This is a genomic window from Streptomyces sp. NPDC107498 (assembly GCF_055582805.1).
The window spans coordinates 304,047-321,344 of sequence record NZ_JBVJPE010000003.1 but is presented as its reverse complement, the minus strand read 5'-3'; the positions used below and the strand labels follow the sequence as shown (position 1 = coordinate 321,344).

Genomic DNA, 17,298 nt, shown 5'->3' with positions numbered 1-17,298 from the left:
CACCGTTCCACCTCTCCCGCAAGGCACCCCACCGTGTTCGACGTCGCCGTCTTCGGCTCGCTGTTCCTCACCCTCTTCGTCATCATGGATCCCCCCGGGATCACCCCGATCTTCCTCGCCCTCACCTCCGGCCGTGCGGCCAAGGTGCAGCGCCGGATGGCCTGGCAGGCCGTCGCCGTCGCCTTCGGCGTCATCACCGTCTTCGGCCTGCTGGGCCAGCAGATCCTGGACTACCTGCACGTCTCCGTCCCCGCGCTGATGATCGCGGGCGGTCTCCTGCTGCTGCTCATCGCGCTCGACCTGCTCACCGGCAAGACCGACGAGCCCAAGCAGACCAAGGACGTCAACGTCGCCCTCGTCCCGCTCGGCATGCCGCTGCTCGCCGGGCCGGGCGCGATCGTCTCGGTCATCCTCGCCGTGCAGAACGCCGACGGCGTGGCCTCACAGGTCTCCGTGTGGACCGCCATCGCCGCCATGCACGTCGTGCTCTGGCTGACCATGCGGTACTCGCTGCTGATCATCCGCGTCATCAAGGACGGCGGCGTCGTCCTGGTGACCCGCCTCGCCGGCATGATGCTCTCCGCCATCGCGGTGCAGCAGATCATCAACGGCGTCACCCAGGTGATCCAGAACGCCTGAGCCGGCGCCCGGGAGCCCCGGACGCCACTGCGCCCCCGTACGGATTCCGCTCTTGCGAAGTCCGTGCGGGGGCGCGGTGCGTGGGATGGACCCGACCTGTTACGAGGCCGAGGTCTCGGCGGGGCGGATCCAGATGCGCTGGCCCACCGAGGCGGCCTGCTGCACGATCCGATTGACGGAGGCGGCGTCCACGACGGTCCGGTCGACGGGCGTGCCGTCGATGTCGTCGAGTCGCAGGATTTCGAAGCGCACGGGCTTCTCCCTTCGTCTGAGTTGATCCTCCTGGTGGAGAACTGCGTTACACACGGGTCCAACGACGTGCACCCTGCAAACATTCCTTACGCTAAGGAAAATTTTCGGATGGCTAACTACCCATGGGTAGGAGGGTGTGGCGGCCGGTCCCGGAGCAGCGGACAATGAGCCCCGTATGAACGACGCAGACACCCCCCGGCCGACCGGGGCCACGACCGACACCGACACCCGCCTGCGCGCGCTGGACGCCCGCCTGGAGCGCACCAACGAGCTCCTGCAGCGGATGCTGGCCGAGGTGGCCAAGACCCCTTCCACCCACGCCATCTTCGTCGACGCGGGTTACGTCCATGCTGCGGCCGGGTTGCTCGTGGCGGGCACCGAGGACCGGCGCTCCTTCGACCTCGACGCCGAGGGCCTCATCGAGGCCCTCATCGACAAGGCCCGCACGATCTTCGCGGACAGCCGGCTCCTGCGCGTCTACTGGTACGACGGCGCCCGCCGCCGCATCCACACCCCCGAGCAGCAGGCCATCGCCGGACTTCCCGACGTCAAGGTCCGCCTCGGCAACCTCAACGCCAGCAACCAGCAGAAGGGCGTCGACTCCCTCATCCGCACCGACCTGGAGTCCCTCGCCCGCCACCGCGCCATCAGCGACGCCGCCCTCGTCGGCGGCGACGAGGACCTCGTCTCGGCCGTCGAGGCCGCCCAGGGCTACGGCGCCCGCGTCCACCTCTGGGGCATCGAGGCCGCCGAGGGCCGCAACCAGGCCGAGGCGCTGCTCTGGGAGGTCGACAGCCAGCGCACCTTCGAGCTGGACTTCTGCCGCCCGTACGTCACGCGCCGCCCCGTCACCACGTACGAGAACGAGGACGAGCCGCCGCCCTCCCGCGAGGAGGTGCGCTTCGTCGGCGCCCAGATCGCCGCGGCCTGGCTCGCCGAACGCGGCCGGGACCGCCTCGCCGAACTCCTGCCGGCCGCGCCCTATCTGCCCGGACCGGTCGACCAGGACCTCCTCGTCGAGGCGGAGCGCCTGCTCAGCCGCTCCCTGCGCGGCCACGCCGCGCTCCGGCGCTCACTGCGCGACGGCTTCTGGCAGCACCTCAAGGCGCAGTACTGACCCCGGCCGGACTGCTCGTCCGCTCCCAGAAGCCGGCGAGGCGGTCCGTCAGCTCCTGGGGGTGCGACACGTTGGGGGAGTGACCGGCGCCCGCCACCACCGTGTGGTGCGCCCCGGTGCGGGCGGCCGCCGCCGAGAGGTCCGCCGGGGCCCAGACCATCTCGTCCGCCCCGTACGCGAAGTGCAGCGGCACGCGCAGCGCGGCCAGCTCCTCCGCACCGTCCCGGCGGTCCAGCAGCAGCCGCCCGGCGCCCGAGAGCTGGGCGATGCGGGTACGCATCCAGCGCCGCCGCAGGAAGCCCGCGAGCTCCGGCGTGTCCCCCGTGGCCGGCTCGTCGCCCCGGCTGTCCAGCCAGCACATGGCCTGCCACACCCGCTCCTTCGACAGCACCGCGAGCGCGGCGCGCAGCACCCGCACCCGGATCCGCTGCGGTCGGGCCACCCGGCCGGGGCCCGAGGAGAGCAGGGTGAGCGAACGGAAGGCGCCCGGCGCGAGGGCGACCGCCGCGCGGGCCACCAGCCCCCCGAAGGAGTGGCCGACCAGGTGCACGGGACCGTCCCCGAGCGCCGCCGCCTGCGCCACCGCGTCGAGCGCGAGCGCCTTGCGACGGTAGGCGGCCCGGCCCCGGGGCCCCGGCGTCTCGTTCTGGCCGCGCCCGTCCACGGCCACCGCCCGGTACCCGGCCTCGCTCAGCGGGCCCAGCAGCGCGAGGAAGTCCTCCTTGCTGCCGGTGTACCCGGGCAGCAGCAGCACCGTGCCCCGCCGCTCGCCCACCGGCTCCGCATCGAGCGCGGCGAACCACCCCCGGGCGGTCTCCAGCCGACGGGCACGGGTGCGGGGCGGCAGGACGAGGGAACGGGGCTTGCTCATGTCTGGACTGTAACGGGGAGGACGGGGGACGGCCGAGCGGGCTGCGCCCGTGCCGGGGCGGGGCCGGGCCTCCGTCCGCCGCGCCCGTGCCGTGCCGGATCGGGGCCCTGTCCGCTCCCCTCCGGGCGTGTGCCCGCACGACGGAGGGTGCCGGACGGCCGAGCGGCCCGTCCCCCCGGTGGGGGACGGGCCGCTCGGGACCGGCGGTGCGGATCAGCCCTCGGGCTGGGCCGCCGCCTTCTTCGTGGTGCGGCGGCGCGGGGCGGCCTTCTTCGGGGCCTCCTCGGACACCGTCTCCTCGGCGACCGCCGCCTTCTTGGTCGTGCGACGGCGGGCCGGGGCCTTCGGCTCGGTCTTCGGCGCGGAGGCCTCGGGAGCCTCGGCCACGACCGCCTTCTTGGCCGTGCGGCGACGGGGAGCCTTGGGGGCCTCCTCGGCCGGTGCCGCCTCGACGGCCTCGGCGACGACCGGCTCGGCCGCGGCCTTCTTCGTGGTGCGGCGGCGGGGGGCGGCCTTCTTCGGGGCCTCCTCCTTCGGGGCCTCCGCCACGACGGGCTCGGCGACGGCGACCGGAGCGGTCACCGAAGCGACGACGATGACCTCCGCGGGCGCCCCGGAGGTCGGGGACCCGGCGGGCCGACGGGCCGCACGACGCCGACGCGGCGCGGACTCCTCCGCGACCGGAGCGGCGACGGGCTCGGCGGCCGGGACCTCGGCCACCGGCGCCTCGGCGGTCACCGGCGAACCGGCCGGCCGACGGGCGGTACGGCGGCGACGCGGCCCGGGAACCTCGACGACCAGGGTCTCGACGACCGACGCCTCGACGACCGGGGCCTCGGCCGCGGCCTCGACGACGGGCTCGGCCACCGGCTCCGCGACGGCCTTCCTGGCCGTGCGGCGGCGGGGGGCCTTCTTCGGCTCCTCGGCCTTCGGCTCCTGGGTCTTCGGCTCCGCGACGGCGACCGGAGCGACCTCGACGGCCGGGGCCTCGGTGGACCGCTGGGCCATCAGGGCGACCGCGGCGGTCTCGGGCGTCTGGAACGACACGGTCTCCTCGACCGGACGCGCCATCCGGGCGCGGCGGCGGCGCGGCGCCGGCTCCGCGGCCACGGGGGCCCGGTCGACCGGAGCGGCCTCCGGACGGGCGGCACGGGCGCGGCGACGGGGGGCCTTCGGCGCCTCGGCGGCCGGCGCCTCGACGGCCTTCGTCTCGACGGCCTTCGTCTCGACGGCCTTCGTCTCGGGGGCGGCCGGGGTCTCGGCGGCCTTCGCCTCGGCGACCTTCGCCTCGGGGGCGGCTGGGGCCTCGGGGGCGGCCGGGGTCTCGGCGGCCTTCGTCTCGGCGACCGGAGCCGTCGTGACCGTCTGGCCCGCGACCGGCACGGAGCCCGTGCCGACACGGGTGCGACGGCGGCGGCGCGGGGTGCGCGGCCCGGCCTCGGCGGGGGCCTCGTCCGCCGGGGACTCGACGGCCGGAACCGTCGTCGGCGCCGGGGCGTCACCGAGGTCACTGCCGTTGCGGGTGCGGCGACGCTGGCGCGGGGTGCGCGTACGGGCCGGAGCCTCCTCGGTCCGCTCGGCGGGCTTCGGACCGCGGCCGCGGCGACCGCCGGGCTCGCCCAGGTCCTCCAGCTCCTCCGCGCCCAGACCCGCACGGGTCCGCTCGGCGCGGGGCAGGATGCCCTTGGTGCCCGCCGGGATGTCCAGCTCCTCGAAGAGGTGCGGGGAGCTGGAGTACGTCTCGACCGGGTCGTGGAAGTCCAGTCCGAGCGCCTTGTTGATCAGCTGCCAGCGCGGGATGTCGTCCCAGTCGACCAGCGTCACGGCCGTGCCCTTGGCCCCCGCGCGGCCGGTGCGGCCCACGCGGTGGAGGAAGGTCTTCTCGTCCTCGGGGGACTGGTAGTTGATGACGTGGGTGACGCCCTCGACGTCGATGCCGCGCGCGGCGACGTCGGTGCAGACGAGCACGTCGACCTTGCCGTTGCGGAAGGCGCGCAGCGCCTGCTCGCGGGCGCCCTGGCCGAGGTCGCCGTGGACGGCGCCGGAGGCGAAGCCGCGGCGCTCCAGCTGCTCGGCGATGTCGGCCGCGGTGCGCTTGGTGCGGCAGAAGATCATCGCGAGCCCGCGGCCGTTGGCCTGCAGGATGCGGGAGACCATCTCCGGCTTGTCCATGTTGTGCGCGCGGTAGACGTGCTGCTTGATGTTGGCGACGGTCACGCCCTCGCCGTCGGGCGAGGTGGCGCGGATGTGCGTCGGCTGCGACATGTAGCGACGGGCCAGACCGATGACGGCGCCCGGCATGGTCGCCGAGAACAGCATCGTCTGGCGCTTCGCCGGAAGCATGTTCATGATCTTCTCGACGTCGGGCAGGAAGCCCAGGTCGAGCATCTCGTCGGCCTCGTCGAGGACGAGGACCTTCACGTGCGAGAGGTCGAGCTTGCGCTGGCCGGCGAGGTCGAGCAGACGGCCGGGGGTGCCGACGACGACGTCGACGCCCTTCTGCAGCGCCTCGACCTGCGGCTCGTACGCCCGGCCGCCGTAGATGGCGAGCACGCGGACGTTGCGCACCTTGCCGGCGGTGAGCAGGTCGTTGGTGACCTGCTGGCACAGCTCGCGGGTGGGGACGACGACGAGCGCCTGCGGGGCGTCGGTCAGCTGCTCGGGCTCGGCCCGGCCGGCCTCGACGTCCGTGGGGACGGTGACGCGCTCCAGGATGGGGAGGCCGAAACCGAGGGTCTTGCCCGTGCCGGTCTTCGCCTGGCCGATGACGTCGGTGCCGGTGAGGGCGACCGGGAGGGTCATCTCCTGGATGGGGAAGGGGGTGACGATGCCGACGGCCTCCAGGGCCTCGGCCGTTTCGGGGAGGATTCCGAGTTCACGGAAAGTCGTAGTCAGGGTGCTGCCTCTTCTGTGAGACGCGGTGCGAGGCGAACGAAGGGGGTCGTACCGTGCCGGGATCTTCCGGGGGGATCGAGGGAGATCACCGCCGGGTGGCACGGGACCACTGCCGTCGCTCGAGCGTCGTACCGCTGAGGGTGACCCTTCCGCGGGTCCGCCGGAAGGGCTGTCGGGCCGGAGCCGATCGGGCCACCGACCGGGCATCCTCATTCATGAGTCGGCCCACCGATTACGTCCGAACGTGCGAAAGCATGTCCGCATACTCAGCAGGCGCCTTACCACTGTACCCCGGAATCGCGCATGTGTGTCGGGAGAAATCGCGATGAGGGCACGGTCACACTGACTGACCAGCGCCTTCCCGGGCCCCGCGGGCGGGCTATTGTGCGCTTCATGGAGACGCCTGACAACGCCACGCCCACCGGGATCGCCGCCAAGGACTGGGCGGAGGCTTCCGCCGAGCCGCAGTACCGCGCCGCCGTGATCGACCTCCTCGGCGCCCTCGCCTACGGGGAGCTCGCGGCCTTCGAGCGGCTCGCCGAGGACGCCAAGCTGGCGCCGACCCTCGCGGACAAGGCGGAGCTGGCGAAGATGGCCTCGGCCGAGTTCCAGCACTTCGAGCGACTGCGGGACCGCCTCGCCGCCGTCGACGCCGAGCCGACCTCGGCCATGGAGCCCTTCGCGAAGGCGCTCGACGAGTTCCACCGCCTGACCGCGCCCTCGGACTGGCTGGAGGGCCTGGTCAAGGCGTACGTGGGCGACTCGATCGCCAGCGACTTCTACCGGGAGGTCGCGGCCCGCCTCGACTCCGACACGCGCGCCCTCGTCCTCGCGGTGCTCGACGACACCGGCCACGGCAACTTCGCGGTGGAGAAGGTCCGCGCGGCGATCGACGCCGACCCGCGCGTCGGCGGTCGGCTGGCGCTCTGGGCGCGCCGGCTGATGGGCGAGGCGCTCTCCCAGGCCCAGCGCGTGGTCGCCGAGCGCGACGCGCTCTCGACGATGCTGGTCGGCGGTGTGGCGGACGGCTTCGACCTCGCGGAGGTCGGCCGGATGTTCTCCCGGATCACCGAGGCGCACACCAAGCGCATGGCCGCGCTGGGTCTGGCGGCCTGAGGCGTCCGCGCCGGCCGGACGGCGCCGATCGGCGCGGGCGGCGGCCGGATCGCCCCGGACGGCGTCCGAGCCGATCGCCCCGGACGGTGACCGATCGGCTCGGACGGTGACCGATCGGCTCAGACGGTGGCTGATCGGCGCATTCTGCGTGAGGCCGGGCGGATCAGCAGCGACAGCAGCACCGCCGCCACGGCCACGGCGCCGATCAGGGTGGCGAGGAAGTGACCGGGACCGAGCGCCCCGTGGGTCACGAGTGCGCCGAAGGCGCCGCCGAGCGTCCCGGTGACGAGGACGATCGCGCGGACGGGGAGACGATCGGGCAGCCGCTGTGCGGCGACCCAGGCCAGGGCGAGACCGAGCAGGGCGGAGCCGAGGGCTTCCAGGAGCACGGAGGATCACCTCGCGGGGGGTGCGGGGCGGGTGGTGCGGTCACAGGCGTCCTACCCCAGGCGTCCGAAACGCAATCCTTCCGTACCCCCTGACGTGGGAGTACGGGAGTACGGACACACGAAGGGCCCGGTGGACCGAAGAGGTCCACCGGGCCCTTCCCGTCGGATCCGGGGCTCAGAGCGCGCCGAAGCCCACACGACGCACGGTGGGCTCGCCGAGCTCCACGTACGCGATCTTCTCGGCGGGAACGAGGACCTTGCGGCCCTTCTCGTCCGAGAGGCTGAGCAGCTGCGCCTTGCCGGCCAGCGCGTCGGCCACCGCGCGCTCGACCTCCTCGGCGGACTGCCCGCTCTCCAGAACGATCTCCCGGGGCGCGTGCTGCACGCCGATCTTGACCTCCACGGCTATGTCCCTCCGAACGGTCAGCGTTGCGCGAATACCCGCGCCGTACGCTGCACACATTAGCCCGGTGAGGGGACCCGCACGGGTCAGCCGCCGCACGCCAGGAGCGAACAGCCCCCGGGAATGAAACCCGGAACGCGGCGCGCGGGAGGGCTCAGTGGCCCTCGGCGCTCAGCTGGCCGTCCGCCGGGTGCAGCGGGAAGCCCGCGATGCCGCGCCAGGCGAGCGAGGTGAGCAGCCCGACCGCCTTGTCGCGGGGGATGGCCGACTCGCTGGACAGCCAGTAGCGGGCCACGACCTGGGAGACCCCGCCGAGACCGACGGCGAGCAGCATCGACTCGTCCTTCGACAGGCCGGTGTCCTCGGCGATCACGTCGGAGATGGCCTCCGCGCACTGCAGGCTGACCCGGTCCACGCGCTCGCGTACGGCCGGCTCGTTCGTCAGGTCGGACTCGAAGACGAGCCGGAACGCGCCGCCCTCGTCCTCCACGTACGCGAAGTACGCGTCCATCGTCGCCGCGACCCGGAGCTTGTTGTCCGTGGTGGAGGCCAGCGCCGTGCGCACGGCCAGCAGGAGGGCCTCGCAGTGCTGGTCGAGGAGGGCGAGGTAGAGCTCCAGCTTCCCGGGGAAGTGCTGGTACAGCACCGGCTTGCTGACGCCGGCCCGCTCGGCGATGTCGTCCATCGCGGCGGAGTGGTACCCCTGGGCGACGAAGACCTCCTGGGCCGCGCCGAGCAGCTGGTTCCGTCGGGCACGTCGCGGCAGGCGCGTGCCCCGAGGGCGTGCTGCCTCTGTCTGCTCGATGGCGCTCACGCGGCCTCCCAAAAATCGATCCATGTGCGCTGTCGCGCCGCGCCGCCATCGTACTTTTGGGTAACCCGGCTGTGCGCGGTGCGAACGCAGAATTTCACGGACCGGACGCCCGGGTCGACAGTCGATTCAAGAATAAACCGAATAAATCGGCGGGAGTCGTGCGCTCAGCGGTAGTCGTCCTCGTCGAGGTTGACGACGCGGGCCTGTTCGGACGCGTCGGCCTCGTTCGCCGAGTCGCGCTCCAGATGAGTGGGCTCCTCGTCCTCGCGCTGCTGCAGTTCGGTGTGCTGCTCGGCAGCGTCGGCCTCCGGGATCTCCTGGTCCAGCACGACGTCCTCTTCCTCGGTGAAGGTGTCCGGCTCGGTCGGATCGACAGTCATGCGCTTCCTTCCGGGTACGGGTCGCGGCGCTCCCGATGGCCCTCTCTCCGAGCCTAGGAGTGAACGCGCCCGGCCGCACACGCACCTGTGACCCCACCCACACGCGTCGGCGCGTGATCGTCTCGTAATATTGCGGCCATGTCCTCGACCGAGCTGCCGGAAACCCGGACCGTCGCCGCACCGCCCGCGTCGCGGAACCGCACCGTACGGGTCGCCGACGGCGAGGAGCTCCGCTCCGTCTCGCTGCCCGGACTCACTCTCACCGTGCGCGCCCGGCCGGGGAACCGGCCCGGTCTGCCGCCCGCGCTGTACGTCCACGGCCTCGGCGGCTCCTCGCAGAACTGGTCCGCCCTCATGCCGCTGCTCGCGGACGACGTCGACGGCGAGGCGGTCGACCTGCCCGGCTTCGGCGACTCCGCGCCGCCCGACGACGGCAACTACTCGGTCACCGGGCACGCGCGCGCGGTCATCCGGCTCCTCGACGTCGGCGGGCGCGGACCGGTCCACCTCCTCGGCAACTCGCTGGGCGGCGCCGTCGCCACCCGCGTCGCCGCCGTCCGGCCCGACCTGGTCCGCACCCTCACCCTGATCTCCCCGGCCCTACCCGAGCTGCGCGCCCAGCGCACCGCCTGGCCCACCGCGCTGCTCGCGGTGCCCGGCGTCGCCCCGTTCTTCGCGAAGCTCACCAAGGGCTGGACGGCCGAGCAGCGGGTCAAGGGCGTCCTCGCGCTCTGTTACGGGGACCCCGGCCTGGTCACCGACGAGGGCCTCCGGCACGCCGTCGAGGAGATGGAGCGGCGCCTGGAGCTTCCGTACTTCTGGGACGTCATGGCACGCTCCTCTCGCGGCATCGTCGACGCGTACACCCTGGGCGGGCAGCACGGGCTGTGGCGGCAGGCCGAGCGGGTCCTCGCCCCGACGCTGCTCGTCTACGGCAGGCGCGACCGGCTCGTCTCGTACCGGATGGCCCGGAAGGCGGCCGCCGCCTTCCGCGGCTCGCGCCTGCTGACCCTCCCCGAGGCGGGACACGTGGCGATGATGGAGTACCCGGAGGCGGTCGCCCAGGCCGTCCGGGACCTGATCGCCGATGACGGCGGGAGCTGATCCGGGGCGTGGGACGACACAGTCGCAAGGGCTCCGCGCCCTCGGTGGCCGACACCGGCCGACAGGCGGGGGCCGGGACGGGACCGGGACCCGAGGCGTCCCCGGCGGGGTCGTCGCCCGGGACGGGCCGCCGCCGCAGGGCCGCGACCGCGACCGACGGCGGCCGGGACACCACCGGCCCGCAGGGGTACGGGTCCCCGGCCCAGGGCGCGCCGACGTACGGGACTCCGGCGCAGGGGACCCCCCGGTACGGTGCTCCGACCCAGGGGGCCCCGCGTCACGGGACCCCCGCGCACGGCACTCCCCGGGTCGGGGCTCCGCAGACCGGGGCTCCGGCGCAAGGCGCTCCGGAGCGCGGTGCGTCCGGGTACGGGGCGCCACGGCACGCCACGCCCGCCCACGGGACCCCCGTGCGCGCCGGCGGGGCCTCCAGCGGCCCCGCCTCCGGCACCCCGGCGCGCGGTGTCCCCGTCCACGGGGCGTCCGTACGGGGCGGTCATCCGCAGCACGAGGAGACCTCCGCCCCGCGCCCAGGGTCCTACGGCCCCCGCGGCGCCGCCCGGACCACCGCGCCCGAACGGGCCGGTGCCGAGGCGCCGTTCGTCCCCGCGCCGCGCCGGGAGAGCCCCGACGAGAGCCCGGAGCCGGAGGCCCCGGCCTCCCGGGGCGGGCTCGGCCGCACCTTCACCGGGATCGCGGCCGCCGCCGTCGCCACCGTCCTCGCCGTCGTCGTCGCCGGGCAGGTCACGGGCCGGGACGAGTCCTCGGCCGCCACCCGCGCCGCCGGGAAACCGGCCGGACGGCCCTCGGACGACACCTCCGCCTCCCGCTCCGACGAGCGGGCCGTCCCGGCGAAGCCGGTCCCCGTCGTCATCCCGCCGACGTACGAGCAGTTGCTGACCCGACAGTTCCCGATCGACCCGAAGCTGAAGGGCTCGGGGGAGTTCGAGACCGTGCCGGGGCTGGCGAGGGCGCCCGGCAAGGGGCGGCTGGTCCGCTACCGGGTCGACGTCGAGAAGGGGATCGGCCTCGATCCGGACCTCTTCGCCGACGCGGTGCAGAAGACCCTCAACGACGAGCGCAGCTGGGCCGGTCGGGGCGAGATGGCCTTCGAGCGGATTTCCAGCGGCGATCCGGAGTTCGTGATCACCCTGGCCAGCCCGGGGACCACCGGTGCCTGGTGCGCGAAGTCCGGCCTCGACACCACCGTCGACAACGTCTCCTGCGACTCGGCCTCGACCCAGCGCGTGATGATCAACGCGTACCGCTGGGCGAGGGGGTCGGTGACCTTCGGTCCGAAGGCGATGCGCGCCTATCGCCAGATGCTCATCAACCACGAGGTCGGACACCGTCTCGGGCACGGGCACGTCAGCTGCCGCACGCCGGGCGCCCTCGCTCCCGTGATGCAGCAGCAGACGAAGTCCCTGGACATCGACGGAATCAAGTGCCGCCCCAACCCCTGGGTGCATCCGGCGAGTTGACGCTCGGCCCCCGTCGAGGAGCGTCCGCGTCCCGAGACGGCGGTCCCGGGACGATGTGCATGCGCGTCGACGTCGCCCAGGCGTCCGTCCGCGCTCCCCGGCATGTCGCACCGCCGCGTCGTTCCCGACGGCGCCGCCCCGGAGCCGGCGCTCTTCGGCGCGGCCGGACACGCGGTCGCCGACATTCTCCGTGGCCGACGCGGCCCGGGCGATCTTCCGTTTTCGTTTTTCCCGCCACGCCCGGGTTCTTCGTTCCCGAAGGCGTCGTCCCCCTTTTTTCCAGGCCCTTTCTCCGCGCCTGCGGAATTCCCTTTTCCCTCTCCGCGGTCCACCCCGAGAGATCTTTTTCCGACGCGTCATTCGTCCGTCGTCCCGCGCGGCGCGGCAGCGGCCGCCGTCGGTGCCGTCCCGCCTTCCGACGCCATCGCCGTTCCCCTCGACCCGGTCCTCGCGGCGGAGCGCGGGAACGGCGCCGGGGGCCGGCCGCCGTCTGACGCTCCGTGAGCGTTCCGCCGCTTACCGCGACAGAACGCGACCGGGGTGGGAAAGTTACGTGCATTCACCCCTTCCGGTGGTGCGACGGACAACCGTCCGTCGCGTCACCGTTGTCTCCGCTTACGTTCTTCCCGCTGCGAGTCACCGGGCCGACGGTGACCGCCGTCAAGGGAGATCGGGGGTGCACGCGTGCGGATCGGACTGTTCACGGAGGGTGGCTACCCGTACGCCACCGGTGAGTCCGGACACTGGTGCGAACGGCTCGTACGCGGGCTCGGACAGCACCGGTTCGACCTCTACGCCCTCGGCCCCGCCGGCACCCCGCGGCCCCTGCCGCCGAACGCCCGCGTCGCCCGCACCGCCGACCTCGACGGCCCCGCCGGAGCCCCGGCCGCCCCCGGAACGCGGAGCCTCTGCGAGCCGCGCGCCGCCCGCCGGGCCTACGGACGCCACGAGCGGCGCCGCTTCACCGAGGCCTACCACCGGCTCGCCACCGGCCTCTGCGCCGAGGACGGCGGGGCCCCCTTCGCCGAAGGGCTCTACGCCCTCGCCGAACTCGCCCGCGAGCGCGGCGGACTGCCCGGGGCGCTCCGTTCCGACGACGCCGTCCGCGCCCTGGAGGCCGCCTGCCGCGCGCCCGGCGCACGCCGGGGCGCGGCCGCCGCCGGACTCCCCGACCACCTCGCCTTCGCCGAGCAGCTGGAGCGGACCCTGCGTCCCCTCTCCCTCGACTGGTACGAGGAGGACGCGCTCGGCGCCGCCGACCTCTGCCACTCCGCCGCCGGAGGCACCACCGCCCTTCCCGGCCTGCTGGCCAAACGCTTCTTCGGAACCCCCCTGCTCGTCACCGAGTACGGCGTGCCGCTGCGCGCCCACTACCTCTCCGCGGCCGGCGCCGACCGCTCCGCCCCCCTGTGCGCCCTGCTCGCCGCCCTCCACGGCCGGCTCGCAGGCGAGATCTACCGGCAGGCCGCCCTCCTCACCCCCGGCAACGCCCACGCCCGCCGCTGGCAGGAGAAGTGCGGCGCCGACCGGGCCCGCATCCGCACCGTCCACCCCGGCATGGCCGCCGAGCGCTTCGCCGAGGTCGGCGAGGACGAGGAGAGCGGCGACCCCGCCACCCTCGTCTGGGTCGGCCGCGTCGAACCCGCCAAGGACCTCGTCGGCCTCCTCCACGCCTTCGCCGAGATCCGGGCCCGCCAGTCCGACGCCCGGCTGCGGATCGTCGCCGTGCCCGAACGCGAACCGTGCGGCGGCTCCTACCTCACGTACTGCAAGGGGCTCGCCGCCCAGCTCTTCCCCGACGAGGCCCCCGGGGCGCACGCCGTCGGCGAGAACCCCGTCACCTTCGAGGAGCTCGGCGGGCCGGAGGCGCCCACCCTGGAGGACACGTACGCCTCGGGCGCGCTCGTCGTCCTGTCCAGCCTCGCCGAGGGCTTCCCCGCCAGCCTCGTCGAAGCGATGTTCTGCGCACGGGCCACCGTCTCCACCGACGTCGGCGCCGTCGTCGAGATCATCGGCGGCACCGGACTCGTCGTCCCCCCGCGCAACCCCCGGGCGCTCGCCGACGCCTGCCTCGCGCTGCTCCGCGACCCCGAGCGCCGCCACCGGCTCGGCGCCGCCGCCCGCGCCCGCGCGCTCGAACTCTTCACCGTCGAGCAGAACCTCACCGCGTTCCGCGGCATCTACCTCGAACTCCTCTCCCACGCGCCGGTGCGCCACCGCCCCGGGGACGGAGTCCCCTTCGCCCACCCGGCCGAGGCCCACGTGCCCGGCAGTTGGGTGCACAAGACCGTGACCGCGGGGACGGGAGCCCCCGATGCCTGAAGGAGGCACCCCCATGCGCGGCTCCGCCGCCCCGACGAGCCCCGGAGCCTGGGACGCCCGCTCCGAGGCGCTCCTCGGCACCCCCGCCCTCACCGCGGCCGGCACCCTCGACCTGCGCGCCCCCGCCCCCGAGGACCCCGTCGACGCCGCCCCCTCCGGGATAGCCCCGGCCCCGGGGACGGCCCCCGCGACGCCCCCGTCCCCCGGCACGTCCTGGGGCGCGCCGGGGGCCCCGGAGCCGGCACCGGAGGAGCCGCGGGAGGCCGCCCCGGAGGACGCGGCTGCGGAGGACGCGCCCCGGGAGGACGCGCCCCCGTCGGCTCCGACCGCCTCGAAGACCCCCCTCCCGGCCCCGAAAGCCCCCCGCCGGCCCCTGGAGCCGACCGACCCGGCCGGGCCGACCGAGCACGCCGACCCGGTCGACCCGCCCGAGCGCCCCGGCCCGGCCCGGGCCGGGGGCCGCGTCGCGGCCGGCGCGGGCGACGTCGCGCACCGTCCCGCGCCCGTGCCCCCGGGTGCCGGCGCGGAGGCCGTCGTCCGCCCCCGGAGCCGTCGCGGACAGGCCGATCCCGTGAAGGTGCTCATGCACCGCCACCGGGAGCTCTGCGAACGGGCCGTCGACCCGCTGGAGATCGCCGCGGGCCTCGAAGCGCAGGGGTTCACCGACCGGACCGCCGCACGGTTCCGGCACCGGGACGTGTTCTCGCTCGCCGAGGAGCTGTACGCGCGCGTGCCCCGGAGCCAGGAGAAGCCCGCGCCCGCCGCGGAACCGGAGCGGGCGCACGCGCCCTGGGCGCTCGCCGCCCTCGCCCCCGGCGGGGTCGCCGGGCTCACCGGGCTCGGACTCGCCCTCGGCCACGGTCCCGTGCGGCTCGCCGTCGGGGCCGCCGGAGCCCTCGCCCTCGGCGGGGCGCTGCTGCTCGCCGTCCGACAGGGCCCCTTCCGCGCCCCGGACGGGGGGACCGTCCCCGCCGCCCGGCTCTGGACCCTCTGGCTCCTGGCGTACGCGGTCGGCGGGGACGGCTTCCTGGACCAGGTCCTCACCGGCGGCCCCGACGGGCCCTGGGAGATCGCCCCCGCCCCCCTCCTGGGCCTCGCCCTCGCCGTCGCCCCCGCCGCCTGGGGCGCCCACCTCTTCGCGAGCCGGGCCCGCCGCCGGATCGCCGACAGCCGCGGCCTCGCCGACTTCGCCGCCGCCGCCCGGCCGCTGCTCCTCGGCACCGTGACCCTCCAACTCCTCGCCCTCACCGGCCTGCTCGTCCTCACCGGCTTCAGCTCCGGAGCCCTCGCCCTCGGGGCGCTCCTGCTGCTCGCCCGGCTCCACACCGTCCACGGCCACCCCGAGACGGCCGCCGCCGTCCTCGCCGCGGCCTGCGCCGGCGAGGCCCTCGCCCTCGCGAGCGTCCTCGCCGCCCGCCTCCCCCTCCCCGGCCTCGACGCGCTCGCCGCCCCGGTGCGCACCCTCGTCGGGGCCTGGGGCCCCGGGGCCGTGCCCACCCTCGTCTGCGGCGCCGCCGCGCTCGGCCTGCTGGCCCACGCGACCGGCGCCCTCGCCCGGGCCTCGGCCCACGCCACCCGGTGAGAACCAGCCGTGAACACCGCCGCGGGCTCGGCAGCCACAGCGACCCCCACCCCGACGAACCTCCCGCCGAGAACCTTTTCGCACCCGCGGAGCCGACGCCGCGGGCGCGTCCCCACCACCTCTCCCCTCACCCCGCAAGGAGACCGAAGACCATGACCCCTCGAACCCAAGGACCCGCCGGTCGGCACGAAGGGGCCGCGCGATGAGGGTGCTACTGCTCGGAGCCAACGGCTTCATCGGCCGCTTCGTCGCCGACCGGCTGCTCGCCGACCCGGCCGTCCACCTCACCGCGCTCGGCCGGGGCGACGACGCCGACGTGCGCTTCGACCTCGCCTCCGGCAGCCCCGGCGCGCTCACCCGCTTCCTGGACGCCGTCCACCCCGGGGTCGTCGTCAACTGCGCCGGGGCCACCCGGGGCGGCGCCCGCGAGCTGACCCGGCACAACACCGTCGCCGTCGCCACCGTCTGCGAGGCCCTGCGCCGCAGCGGCTGCGGGGCACGGCTCGTCCAGGTCGGCTGCGCCTCGGAGTACGGGCCGAGCCAGCCCGGCTCCTCCACGGCCGAGGACGCGATCCCGCGCCCCGGCGGCCCGTACGGCGTGTCCAAGCTCGCCGCGACGGAACTCGTCCTCGGCTCCGGGCTCGACGCCGTCGTCCTGAGGGTCTTCTCCCCGGTCGGCCCCGGCACGCCCGCCGGCTCCCCGCTCGGCCGCCTCGCCGAGGCGATGCGCCGCGCCATGCAGGCCGGGGACGGCGAGCTCAAGCTCAGCGGCCTCGGCGTGCAGCGGGACTTCGTCGACGTGCGGGACGTGGCGCGGGCCGTCCACGCCGCCTCCCTCTCCGCCGCCCAGGGCGTCGTCAACATCGGCACCGGCCGCGCCGTCAAGCTCCGGGACGCCGCCGCCGTCCTCGCCCGGGTCGCCGGCTACTCCGGCAACCTGCACGAGCTGGACGCCCCGCACGGCGTCCCGCAGCGCCCGATGATCGGCGCTCCCCGCACCGAGGGGACCATCGCCGACCAGCTGGCCTCCGCCCCGTACCCGTACCCCGACGGCTGCGGGCCCTGGCAGCAGGCCGACGTCCGCACCGCTCGCGACCGGCTCGGCTGGCGGCCCCGGATCAATCTGGAGGAGTCCCTCGCCGACATCTGGATGGAGGCGGCGTGTCGCATCTGACGACGCCCACGGCCACCGGGGCCGTCCAGGCGCTCGGCTTCGGGGTCCCCGGCTACGCCCATCCGCTGCTCGCCCCCGTCGAGTGGGCCGAGTTGACCCGCCCCGGGACCCCGCTGCACTGGGCGGTGCTCAACGTGGCGGAGGGCCCCGGGACCCGCCCCGACCCGCACTGCCTGGAGGCGGCCGGGAAGCTGCGGAACGCCGGGGTGAAGGTGCTCGGGCACCTGGACCTGGCGCACGGCTCCCGGCCCTTCGGGGAGCTCGTCGCGGACGCCCACCGCTTCCTCGACTGGTACGGGACCGGCGGCTTCTACCTGGACCGGGCCCCCGCCGACCGGGCGGACCTGGCCGGGACGCGACGGCTCACCGCGGCCCTGGAGGCCGTGCTCGGCGGCGAGGCCCACCTCGTCCTCGGCCACGGCACCCATCCCCACCCGGGGTACGCCGAGGCCGCCGACCAGTTGGTGACCTTCGCCGGCTCCTGGGTGGACTACCGCTGGTCGCAGGTGGCGGAGTGGACCGCCGAGTACACGGAGGCCAAGTTCGTCCACCTCGTCCACGGGATTCCGCGCACCCACCTGGACGAAGCCCTGCGGATCGCCCGCTGGCAGGGGGCGGGAACGATCTTCTTCACGGACCGCGCGGGGCGGCCGGGACAAACCGCCCCATTCCAATCGCTGCCCGGCTACTGGGACGAAATCGTCTCGCGGATCGGAACGGGTGTCTCGGAATGAGAAGGGGCGTGGCAGTGTTACGGGG

The 17,298-nt window shown here is 74.9% G+C and carries 16 protein-coding genes; 9 read left to right on the top strand and 7 right to left on the bottom strand.

All coding sequences use genetic code 11. The features are described 5' to 3' along the window. The first annotated feature begins 33 nt into the window (after positions 1 to 33). Positions 34 to 639, top strand: coding sequence for a MarC family protein (locus ACZ66Z_RS07140; protein ID WP_190154919.1), 606 nt, complete (start codon positions 34 to 36; stop codon positions 637 to 639). Positions 640 to 738: 99 nt separating this feature from the next. Here ACZ66Z_RS07140 and ACZ66Z_RS07135 read toward each other — a convergent pair whose 3' ends face one another. Continuing rightward, the gene (locus ACZ66Z_RS07135) at positions 739 to 891 is read right to left on the bottom strand and encodes a hypothetical protein (protein ID WP_190154918.1); all 153 of its coding nucleotides are present in this window, start codon (positions 889 to 891) and stop codon (positions 739 to 741) included. A gap of 175 nt (positions 892 to 1,066) precedes the next feature. On the opposite strand from ACZ66Z_RS07135, the gene ACZ66Z_RS07130 reads away from it, so the two are divergent. Beyond that, entirely contained in the window at positions 1,067 to 2,008 is a 942-nt protein-coding gene (locus ACZ66Z_RS07130) for an NYN domain-containing protein (protein ID WP_469932977.1), read from the top strand. On the opposite strand, the gene ACZ66Z_RS07125 is transcribed toward ACZ66Z_RS07130, so the two are convergent. Both ACZ66Z_RS07125 and ACZ66Z_RS07120 read right to left on the bottom strand, forming a co-directional pair. Further along, positions 1,992 to 2,879, bottom strand: a complete 888-nt coding sequence (locus ACZ66Z_RS07125; RefSeq protein ID WP_469932976.1) for an alpha/beta fold hydrolase — start codon at positions 2,877 to 2,879, stop codon at positions 1,992 to 1,994. The genes ACZ66Z_RS07130 and ACZ66Z_RS07125 overlap by 17 nt on opposite strands. A gap of 213 nt (positions 2,880 to 3,092) precedes the next feature. Then, positions 3,093 to 5,681 (bottom strand): DEAD/DEAH box helicase, encoded by a 2,589-nt coding sequence (locus ACZ66Z_RS07120; protein ID WP_469932975.1) that lies wholly within the window; start codon positions 5,679 to 5,681, stop codon positions 3,093 to 3,095. Between the two features lie 486 nt (positions 5,682 to 6,167). Between ACZ66Z_RS07120 and ACZ66Z_RS07115 the strand changes: the two genes are divergently transcribed. Next, the gene (locus tag ACZ66Z_RS07115; protein WP_469932974.1) at positions 6,168 to 6,890 is read left to right on the top strand and encodes a ferritin-like fold-containing protein; all 723 of its coding nucleotides are present in this window, start codon (positions 6,168 to 6,170) and stop codon (positions 6,888 to 6,890) included. Positions 6,891 to 7,009: 119 nt separating this feature from the next. Here ACZ66Z_RS07115 and ACZ66Z_RS07110 read toward each other — a convergent pair whose 3' ends face one another. The 4 genes from ACZ66Z_RS07110 to ACZ66Z_RS07095 form a co-directional block, all read right to left on the bottom strand. Then, on the bottom strand, positions 7,010 to 7,279 hold the full coding sequence (locus ACZ66Z_RS07110) for a hypothetical protein (protein ID WP_469932973.1): 270 nt from the start codon (positions 7,277 to 7,279) through the stop codon (positions 7,010 to 7,012). A 175-nt stretch (positions 7,280 to 7,454) separates the two neighbouring features. After that, positions 7,455 to 7,682, bottom strand: coding sequence for a DUF3107 domain-containing protein (locus ACZ66Z_RS07105; RefSeq protein ID WP_073809026.1), 228 nt, complete (start codon positions 7,680 to 7,682; stop codon positions 7,455 to 7,457). A 154-nt stretch (positions 7,683 to 7,836) separates the two neighbouring features. Further along, positions 7,837 to 8,496, bottom strand: coding sequence for a TetR/AcrR family transcriptional regulator (locus tag ACZ66Z_RS07100; protein WP_469932972.1), 660 nt, complete (start codon positions 8,494 to 8,496; stop codon positions 7,837 to 7,839). Positions 8,497 to 8,660: 164 nt separating this feature from the next. Further along, positions 8,661 to 8,876, bottom strand: a complete 216-nt coding sequence (locus ACZ66Z_RS07095) for a hypothetical protein (RefSeq protein ID WP_469932971.1) — start codon at positions 8,874 to 8,876, stop codon at positions 8,661 to 8,663. A 138-nt stretch (positions 8,877 to 9,014) separates the two neighbouring features. Between ACZ66Z_RS07095 and ACZ66Z_RS07090 the strand changes: the two genes are divergently transcribed. The 6 genes from ACZ66Z_RS07090 (at position 9,015) to ACZ66Z_RS07065 (ending at position 17,273) form a co-directional block, all read left to right on the top strand. After that, positions 9,015 to 9,980 (top strand): alpha/beta fold hydrolase, encoded by a 966-nt coding sequence (locus ACZ66Z_RS07090; protein ID WP_469932970.1) that lies wholly within the window; start codon positions 9,015 to 9,017, stop codon positions 9,978 to 9,980. A 410-nt stretch (positions 9,981 to 10,390) separates the two neighbouring features. After that, complete coding sequence (locus ACZ66Z_RS07085) at positions 10,391 to 11,461, top strand: DUF3152 domain-containing protein (protein WP_469932969.1); 1,071 nt, start codon at positions 10,391 to 10,393, stop codon at positions 11,459 to 11,461. Positions 11,462 to 12,145: 684 nt separating this feature from the next. Then, complete coding sequence (locus ACZ66Z_RS07080) at positions 12,146 to 13,783, top strand: glycosyltransferase (protein WP_469932968.1); 1,638 nt, start codon at positions 12,146 to 12,148, stop codon at positions 13,781 to 13,783. A gap of 13 nt (positions 13,784 to 13,796) precedes the next feature. Beyond that, entirely contained in the window at positions 13,797 to 15,365 is a 1,569-nt protein-coding gene (locus ACZ66Z_RS07075) for a hypothetical protein (RefSeq protein ID WP_469932967.1), read from the top strand. 202 nt (positions 15,366 to 15,567) lie between these two features. After that, a complete protein-coding gene (locus ACZ66Z_RS07070) occupies positions 15,568 to 16,539 on the top strand; it encodes an NAD-dependent epimerase/dehydratase family protein (RefSeq protein WP_123455293.1) in 972 nt (323 codons plus the stop codon). Beyond that, positions 16,527 to 17,273: a spherulation-specific family 4 protein gene (locus ACZ66Z_RS07065; protein WP_469932966.1), complete on the top strand. Its 747-nt coding sequence runs from the start codon at positions 16,527 to 16,529 to the stop codon at positions 17,271 to 17,273. The genes ACZ66Z_RS07070 and ACZ66Z_RS07065 overlap by 13 nt, the downstream gene beginning before the upstream one ends. Positions 17,274 to 17,298: the final 25 nt, after the last annotated feature.

Bases quoted from the DNA above. Each gene is read 5' to 3' on its own strand.
- ACZ66Z_RS07130 (WP_469932977.1), top strand. From the start codon at position 1,067: ATGAACGACGCAGACACCCCCCGGCCGACCGGGGCCACGACCGACACC.
- ACZ66Z_RS07125 (WP_469932976.1), bottom strand. From the start codon at position 2,879: ATGAGCAAGCCCCGTTCCCTCGTCCTGCCGCCCCGCACCCGTGCCCGT.
- ACZ66Z_RS07120 (WP_469932975.1), bottom strand. From the start codon at position 5,681: ATGACCCTCCCGGTCGCCCTCACCGGCACCGACGTCATCGGCCAGGCG.
- ACZ66Z_RS07115 (WP_469932974.1), top strand. From the start codon at position 6,168: ATGGAGACGCCTGACAACGCCACGCCCACCGGGATCGCCGCCAAGGAC.
- ACZ66Z_RS07095 (WP_469932971.1), bottom strand. From the start codon at position 8,876: ATGACTGTCGATCCGACCGAGCCGGACACCTTCACCGAGGAAGAGGAC.
- ACZ66Z_RS07090 (WP_469932970.1), top strand. From the start codon at position 9,015: ATGTCCTCGACCGAGCTGCCGGAAACCCGGACCGTCGCCGCACCGCCC.
- ACZ66Z_RS07075 (WP_469932967.1), top strand. From the start codon at position 13,797: ATGCGCGGCTCCGCCGCCCCGACGAGCCCCGGAGCCTGGGACGCCCGC.
- ACZ66Z_RS07070 (WP_123455293.1), top strand. From the start codon at position 15,568: ATGAGGGTGCTACTGCTCGGAGCCAACGGCTTCATCGGCCGCTTCGTC.